This window comes from Acinetobacter sp. V2, from assembly GCF_001188385.1.
Taxonomy (GTDB): domain Bacteria; phylum Pseudomonadota; class Gammaproteobacteria; order Pseudomonadales; family Moraxellaceae; genus Acinetobacter; species Acinetobacter oleivorans.
Genome location: NZ_JZFB01000002.1, coordinates 47003 through 53537, shown reverse-complemented (window position 1 = coordinate 53537; position 6535 = coordinate 47003). Strand labels below are relative to the sequence as shown.

The following is a 6535-nucleotide window of genomic DNA, read 5'->3' as shown; positions in this document are numbered from 1 at the left end:
CCGCCGCCACTCGGATATTTGGTGAGTGCATGTACGGTTAAATCGACTGATAGATGTTCATCAGAAAAATTAAAAGCATTAAACGCAAGCCCAGCTCCCCAAGTGTTATCTAGGGCTGTTAATACACCGTGTTTTTTGGCTTTGTTGACTAGATTCTTAAGATCAGGAAATTCTAGAGTAACTGAGCCTGCAGCCTCTAACCACAACAGTTTACTTCTTTCAGTTGGTTGGAAGCTTGAGGCGTCAATAGGGTTGTACACTTTGACAATAACGCCATATTGATTTTGCAGATGATTTAAATGCTCAAGGTTTGGTCCATAAATGTTGTCTGGTACCCATACTTCATCATTAGTGCTTAAAAATGCTGAGTTCACAACATTAATTGCTGATAAACCACTTGGTGCAAGCAAACAATGCAATCCACCTTCAATTTGCGCAATATTGTCGCCTAAGGTGAAGGTAGTGGGGGTGCCGTGTGTCCCATAGCTATAGTCGTAGTCATCCGTCCAATGACGATCAAAAAGGTGCGAAGTTGATTTAAAAATAATAGTAGATGCACGAAATAAGGGTGGTTGTACTGTTTCAATAAATTGCGGGGCCTTTCTTTGTGCATGAATGAGGCGAGTCTGGAAGTCGTTATGCTTTTTCATAGTGCTTTGCATTTCAAATAATAAAGTTAGATTAAGAGAAATTTAGATTCTTCGCTAGATTTACGAAGTTTTATAAGACGTTTCGTTACAGTAGGCTCATAAAATAAAAACTTGGCTTTATTTTTGCAAAGACCACTACAACATTCTAACAACAATAGGTTTAAGCGCATGAAGTCGCATTTACGTGTTCACTATTTTCAACATATCGCGGGTGAGGGATTTGGAAGTTGTTATTCTTTTTTAAAAGCCCACCACGCGACAATTAGCTCTACAGAGTTTTTTGCACTTCCGGTTGATCGGTCACTTGAAATAGAAGCTTTACCTCGAATTGATGAGGTTGATTTACTATTGGTCATGGGTGGCACCATGAGTGTAAATGATGAGGCAAACTTCCCATGGCTAAAGATAGAAAAAAGATGGTTGCGCCGTTATTTGGCAGCGGGAAAGCCAGCTATTGGTCTTTGTTTAGGGGGGCAGTTAATTGCTAATGCGTTAGGGGCTGCGGTAAGCCGTAATCGCTATCAGGAACTTGGATGGTCAACAGTTCAGAGAGTTGCGAATCTACCTCAAGAAAGCTTCCCATTACCAGAGAAAATAAAGGTGATGCAGTGGCATAGTGAGACATTTGAAATACCTAAAGGTGCTATACATTTGGCTGAAAATCAGGCCTGTCGCAATCAGATGTATCAGATTGGGAAAAATGTACTGGGTTTTCAGTTCCATCCAGAGATGACACCAGCAGCTCTAGCGCTTTTACTTGAAGATGAAGAAGAGCTTTCTATTTTTGATGGAGAATATGTTCAATCTACGCGTGAACTATACTATTCCGAAGCACAAAAATTTGAACAAGGTAATCAACTTCTAAATAAAGCGATTGAATTTGTAATAAGTGCTTAGTTTAGTTCCCAATACACGATTAAAGCAGGTTTTGTGGAGAAAATAGAAAAAGAGAATTGCATAAGACTTAAACAATCGTTATAATGAGCGACCCTCAATAGGAGGGGCATTTACTGCGAAGAAAGTGGTAAATGTGCATTACAGTCGTGGCATCGATCATGACCTTAGTGATTTTCACTGCCTTTGACACTTACCAATGGGTGAGATGCGTCAAAGGTGATTCTTTATATGTTTGGCTTGGAGTTTACTGGTATGTCTAACCAGAGAATTCGTATCCGTTTGAAGTCTTTTGATCATCGTCTGATTGATCAATCAGCTCAAGAGATCGTAGAAACCGCTAAGCGTACTGGCGCACAAGTTTGTGGTCCAATTCCGATGCCTACTCGCATCGAACGCTTCAACGTTCTTACTTCACCGCACGTTAACAAAGATGCGCGTGACCAGTACGAAATCCGCACCTACAAACGTTTGATCGACATCGTTCAACCTACAGATAAAACTGTTGATGCATTGATGAAATTAGATCTTGCGGCTGGTGTTGATGTTCAGATCGCTTTGGGTTAAGGCTTTCGGTTGATTAACTTTTAAGTTAATTAGGCCGCTTTTTTAGAGGTTTATGCACATGGCTATTGGTTTAGTCGGTCGCAAATGTGGTATGACTCGCATCTTTACAGATGCAGGTGTTTCTGTACCTGTTACAGTCATCGAAGTCGATCCAAACCGCATTACGCAAATCAAAACACTTGAAACTGATGGTTATCAAGCTGTTCAAGTAACTACTGGTGAACGTCGCGAATCTCGCGTAACTAACGCTCAGAAAGGTCACTTCGCGAAAGCTGGTGTTGCTGCTGGTCGTTTAGTTAAAGAGTTCCGCGTTACTGAAGCTGAGCTTGAAGGTCGTGAAGTTGGCGGTACTATTGGTGTTGATTTGTTCACAGTTGGTCAAGTAGTTGATGTAACTGGTCAATCAAAAGGTAAAGGTTTCCAAGGTGGTGTTAAACGTTGGAACTTCCGTACCCAAGACGCTACTCACGGTAACTCAGTTTCTCACCGTGTATTAGGTTCTACAGGTCAAAACCAAACTCCTGGTCGCGTGTTCAAAGGCAAAAAAATGGCTGGTCACTTAGGTGATGAACGCGTAACAGTACAAGGTCTTGAAATCGTATCTATTGACGCTGAACGTTCTGTTTTAGTTGTTAAAGGTGCAATTCCTGGTTCAACTGGCGGTGACGTGATTGTACGTCCTACCATCAAGGCCTGAGGGGAAATACCGTGAATTTGAAAACTGTTTCCGGCTCTGCTGTTGAATTGTCTGAAGTTGCTTTCGGACGTGAATTTAACGAAGCTCTTGTACACCAAGTTGTTACTGCTTACTTAGCAGGTGGTCGTCAAGGTACTCGTGCTCAGAAGTCACGTGCAGACGTTTCTGGTGGTGGTAAAAAACCATTCCGTCAAAAAGGTACTGGTCGTGCTCGTGCGGGTTCTACTCGTAGCCCAATCTGGGTTGGTGGTGGTAAAACTTTTGCTGCTCGTCCACAAGATTGGTCTCAAAAAGTAAACCGTAAAATGTATCGCGGTGCAATGCAATGTATCTTAGCTGAACTTGTTCGCCAAGATCGTCTTGTATTAGTTGAAGAGTTTGCTATTGCAGCTCCAAAAACTAAAGAATTGCTTGCAAAGCTTGGCGATTTAAATGCCGCTCGTGCATTGATCGTTACTGAAGCTGTAGATGAGAACTTATATCTTGCAGCACGCAACCTTCCGCATGTAGATGTGGTGGATGCTACTGCAATCGATCCTGTAAGCTTGATCGCGTTTGATAAAGTTGTGATGTCTGTAGCTGCTGCTAAGAAAATTGAGGTAGAACTCGGATGAACAACGAACGTATCTATCAAGTCCTTAAAGGACCAGTCTTCTCAGAAAAGGCACAAGTTTTAGGTGATACTGTTGGCGTTCAAGTATTCAAAGTAGATATTAATGCTACTAAACTTGAAGTTAAAAAAGCAGTTGAAAAACTTTTTGGTGTAGAAGTTGTTAAAGTTAACACTACTATTACTAAAGGTAAAACTAAGCGCTTTGGTAAAACATTAGGACGTCGTTCTGATGTTAAAAAAGCATACGTCACCCTGAAAGCTGGCCAAGATGTTGAAATGGCTGACTTGGGCGATACCGCTGAAAGCGCAGCGGAATAAGGACGAAAATTATGCCGATTCAAAAATGTAAGCCAACGTCTCCAGGACGTCGCTTTGTAGAGAAAGTGGTTCATGACCACCTTCACAAAGGCGCGCCTTACTCACCGTTGGTTGAAGCAAAAAAACGTACTGGTGGTCGTAATAATAACGGTCACATTACAACTCGTCACGTTGGTGGTGGTCATAAGCAACACTATCGTATCGTTGACTTTAAGCGTAATAAAGACAGCATCCCAGCTGTTGTAGAGCGCATTGAATACGATCCTAACCGTACAGCACATATTGCTTTGTTGAAATATGCTGATGGTGAGCGTCGTTATATCATTGCTCCTAAAGGCTTACGTGCTGGCGATAAAGTACAATCTGGTAACGATGCTCCAATTCGTCCAGGTAACTGCTTGCCACTTCGTAACATGCCTATCGGTTCTACACTTCATAACGTTGAACTTAAAATTGGTAAGGGTGCGCAATTAGCGCGTTCTGCTGGTGCTTCTGTTCAGTTGTTGGGTCGTGATGGTTCTTACGCGATTGTTCGTCTTCGTTCAGGCGAAATGCGTAAAATTCATGTTGAATGCCGCGCTGTAATTGGTGAAGTTTCTAACCAAGAAAACAACCTTCGTTCATTGGGTAAAGCTGGTGCTGCGCGCTGGCGTGGTGTTCGTCCTACCGTACGTGGTATGGCGATGAACCCAGTTGATCACCCGCACGGTGGTGGTGAAGGGCGTAACAAAGGTATTCAACCTGTAAGCCCATGGGGTCAAAAAGCTAAAGGGTACAAGACACGTACCAATAAGCGTACGACTAAGATGATTATTCGCGACCGTCGCGTCAAGTAAAGGAATCTGACTAATGCCTCGTTCTCTGAAAAAAGGCCCATTCGTCGATGCGCACTTGTTCGCTAAGGTTGAAGCGGCTGTTGCTAGTAACTCTCGCAAGCCGATTAAAACTTGGTCTCGTCGTTCGATGATCCTTCCAGATTTTGTTGGTTTAACAATTTCTGTTCATAATGGTCGTAATCACGTTCCAGTAATTGTTACTGAGCATATGGTTGGTCATAAACTCGGTGAATTCGCGCCAACTCGTACCTATCGTGGTCACGGTGTTGACAAGAAGTCTAAACGTTAATAGGTGTCATGATGGAAGTAACTGCTAAATTACGCGGTGCCGCTATCTCGGCACAAAAGGCACGTTTGGTTGCAGATCTTATTCGCGGCAAATCTGTTGCGCATGCTTTAAATATCTTAAACTTCAGCAATAAAAAAGCTGCTGTTTTAGTAAAAAAAGCATTGGAATCTGCGATTGCAAACGCTGAACACAATAACAGTTTAGATGTTGACGATCTTAAAGTTTCTACGATTTACGTTGATGAAGGTGTTAGCCTTAAACGTATTATGCCACGTGCTAAAGGCCGTGCAGATCGTATTACGAAGCGTACTTGTCACATCACCGTTAAGGTAGGGGTTTGATATGGGTCAGAAGGTTCATCCAATCGGTATCCGCCTAGGTGTTGTGAAACGTCATAACGCTAACTGGTATGCGAGTCCGAAACAATACGCTGAATACTTGCTTAAAGATCTTCAAGTTCGTGAGTTTTTAACTAAAAAACTTAAGAATGCGATGATCAGCAACATTCTTATCGAACGTCCATCAGGCGCTGCTAAAGTAACAATTAGCACAGCTCGTCCTGGTATCGTAATCGGTAAAAAAGGCGAAGATATTGAGAAATTACAGCGCGAACTTACCAGCATTATGGGTGTTCCTGCGCAAGTAAGTATCAATGAAATTGATCGCCCAGACTTAGATGCGCGTTTAGTTGCTGAAGCAATCGCTTCTCAATTAGAAAAGCGTGTAATGTTCCGTCGTGCTATGAAGCGTGCGGTTCAAAACACTATGCGTGCTGGTGCTAAAGGTATCAAAGTTGAAGTGTCTGGCCGTTTAGGTGGTGCAGAGATTGCTCGTACTGAATGGTATCGTGAAGGTCGTGTACCTTTGCATACATTACGTGCAGACATTGATTATGCAACTATGCGTGCAGAAACAACTTACGGTACGATTGGTGTTAAAGTTTGGATTTTCCGTGGCGAGATTTTAGGTGGCATGAAACAAGTCATGAACCCTGCTCCTGCTGAAGATCGTCCAGCTAAACGTGGTCGTGGTCGTGGTGAAGGTCAAGAGCGTCGTGGTCGTCGCGGTGACCGTGCTGCTGACAAGGGAGAATAATCCATGTTGCAACCTAAACGTACCAAATTCCGTAAGGTGCACAAAGGCCGTAATACTGGTCTAGCGCATCGTGGTAGTACAGTATCATTTGGTTCGATTGCAATCAAAGCAACTGAACGTGGTCGTATGACTGCGCGTCAGATTGAAGCTGCACGTCGTACTATTAGCCGCCGTATTAAGCGTGGTGGTAAAATCTTTATTCGCGTATTCCCGGATAAACCAATTACTCAAAAGCCTCTTGAAGTGCGTATGGGTAAAGGTAAGGGTAGCGTGGAATACTGGGTTTGCCAGATCCAACCAGGTAAGATCCTGTACGAAATTGAAGGTGTGAACGAAGAATTAGCGCGTGAAGCATTTGCTTTAGCTGCTGCTAAACTTCCGTTTAAAACCACTATCGTGACTCGGACGGTAATGTAATGAAAACTAAAGATTTACGTGAAAAGTCGGTAGAAGAGTTGAAAGCTTTGCTTGATGAGCAACAGCTTAACCAATTCCGTCTTCGTATGGCGAAAGCAACTGGTCAGTTGGGTAAATCGCACGAAGTGCAAGTTGCTCGTAAGACAATTGCTCGTATTA

11 protein-coding genes and 1 pseudogene are annotated in these 6535 nt (G+C 42.9%); 11 read left to right on the top strand and 1 reads right to left on the bottom strand.

The genetic code is table 11. The features are described 5' to 3' along the window. A partial coding sequence (locus UC75_RS20890; protein WP_228137234.1) for a PLP-dependent transferase occupies positions 1–650 on the bottom strand: 650 nt, incomplete at its 3' end. A gap of 168 nt (positions 651–818) precedes the next feature. Here UC75_RS20890 and UC75_RS09045 point away from each other — a divergent pair. From UC75_RS09045 to rpmC, 11 genes and pseudogenes are all read left to right on the top strand, one after another. Next, positions 819–1547, top strand: a complete 729-nt coding sequence (locus UC75_RS09045) for a type 1 glutamine amidotransferase (protein WP_049837382.1) — start codon at positions 819–821, stop codon at positions 1545–1547. A gap of 252 nt (positions 1548–1799) precedes the next feature. Continuing rightward, positions 1800–2111 (top strand): 30S ribosomal protein S10, encoded by a 312-nt coding sequence (gene rpsJ, locus UC75_RS09040; RefSeq protein WP_000070912.1) that lies wholly within the window; start codon positions 1800–1802, stop codon positions 2109–2111. Positions 2112–2169: 58 nt separating this feature from the next. Next, positions 2170–2808 carry a 50S ribosomal protein L3 gene (gene rplC / locus UC75_RS09035; RefSeq protein WP_004639526.1) on the top strand — a complete coding sequence of 213 codons (639 nt, stop codon included), beginning with the start codon at positions 2170–2172 and terminating at the stop codon, positions 2806–2808. Between the two features lie 11 nt (positions 2809–2819). Continuing rightward, positions 2820–3422 carry a 50S ribosomal protein L4 gene (gene rplD, locus UC75_RS09030; RefSeq protein WP_003653663.1) on the top strand — a complete coding sequence of 201 codons (603 nt, stop codon included), beginning with the start codon at positions 2820–2822 and terminating at the stop codon, positions 3420–3422. Further along, positions 3419–3739, top strand: coding sequence for a 50S ribosomal protein L23 (rplW, locus tag UC75_RS09025; RefSeq protein ID WP_003653662.1), 321 nt, complete (start codon positions 3419–3421; stop codon positions 3737–3739). The genes rplD and rplW overlap by 4 nt, the downstream gene beginning before the upstream one ends. An 11-nt stretch (positions 3740–3750) precedes the next feature. Beyond that, positions 3751–4575 carry a 50S ribosomal protein L2 gene (gene rplB / locus UC75_RS09020; RefSeq protein WP_004789629.1) on the top strand — a complete coding sequence of 275 codons (825 nt, stop codon included), beginning with the start codon at positions 3751–3753 and terminating at the stop codon, positions 4573–4575. Between the two features lie 13 nt (positions 4576–4588). Then, positions 4589–4864, top strand: coding sequence for a 30S ribosomal protein S19 (gene rpsS, locus UC75_RS09015; protein WP_001138119.1), 276 nt, complete (start codon positions 4589–4591; stop codon positions 4862–4864). 11 nt (positions 4865–4875) lie between these two features. After that, on the top strand, positions 4876–5205 hold the full coding sequence (gene rplV, locus UC75_RS09010; RefSeq protein ID WP_004639524.1) for a 50S ribosomal protein L22: 330 nt from the start codon (positions 4876–4878) through the stop codon (positions 5203–5205). Position 5206: 1 nt separating this feature from the next. Next, positions 5207–6023 (top strand): annotated as a pseudogene (rpsC, locus tag UC75_RS09005) (30S ribosomal protein S3). Next, the gene (gene rplP, locus UC75_RS09000) at positions 5963–6376 is read left to right on the top strand and encodes a 50S ribosomal protein L16 (RefSeq protein WP_002049688.1); all 414 of its coding nucleotides are present in this window, start codon (positions 5963–5965) and stop codon (positions 6374–6376) included. Before rpsC ends, rplP begins: the two are co-directional and overlap by 61 nt. Continuing rightward, positions 6376–6535 (top strand): 50S ribosomal protein L29 (gene rpmC / locus UC75_RS08995; RefSeq protein ID WP_049837599.1); only part of this gene is annotated, 160 nt, incomplete at its 3' end. The genes rplP and rpmC, both read left to right, overlap by 1 nt.

Excerpts from the sequence above, each read along its gene's own strand:
- rplB (WP_004789629.1), top strand. The coding sequence starts at position 3,751 with ATGCCGATTCAAAAATGTAAGCCAACGTCTCCAGGACGTCGCTTTGTA.
- rpsJ (WP_000070912.1), top strand. The coding sequence starts at position 1,800 with ATGTCTAACCAGAGAATTCGTATCCGTTTGAAGTCTTTTGATCATCGT.
- UC75_RS09045 (WP_049837382.1), top strand. The coding sequence starts at position 819 with ATGAAGTCGCATTTACGTGTTCACTATTTTCAACATATCGCGGGTGAG.
- rpsS (WP_001138119.1), top strand. The coding sequence starts at position 4,589 with ATGCCTCGTTCTCTGAAAAAAGGCCCATTCGTCGATGCGCACTTGTTC.
- rplP (WP_002049688.1), top strand. The coding sequence starts at position 5,963 with ATGTTGCAACCTAAACGTACCAAATTCCGTAAGGTGCACAAAGGCCGT.
- rplV (WP_004639524.1), top strand. The coding sequence starts at position 4,876 with ATGGAAGTAACTGCTAAATTACGCGGTGCCGCTATCTCGGCACAAAAG.
- rplC (WP_004639526.1), top strand. The coding sequence starts at position 2,170 with ATGGCTATTGGTTTAGTCGGTCGCAAATGTGGTATGACTCGCATCTTT.
- rplW (WP_003653662.1), top strand. The coding sequence starts at position 3,419 with ATGAACAACGAACGTATCTATCAAGTCCTTAAAGGACCAGTCTTCTCA.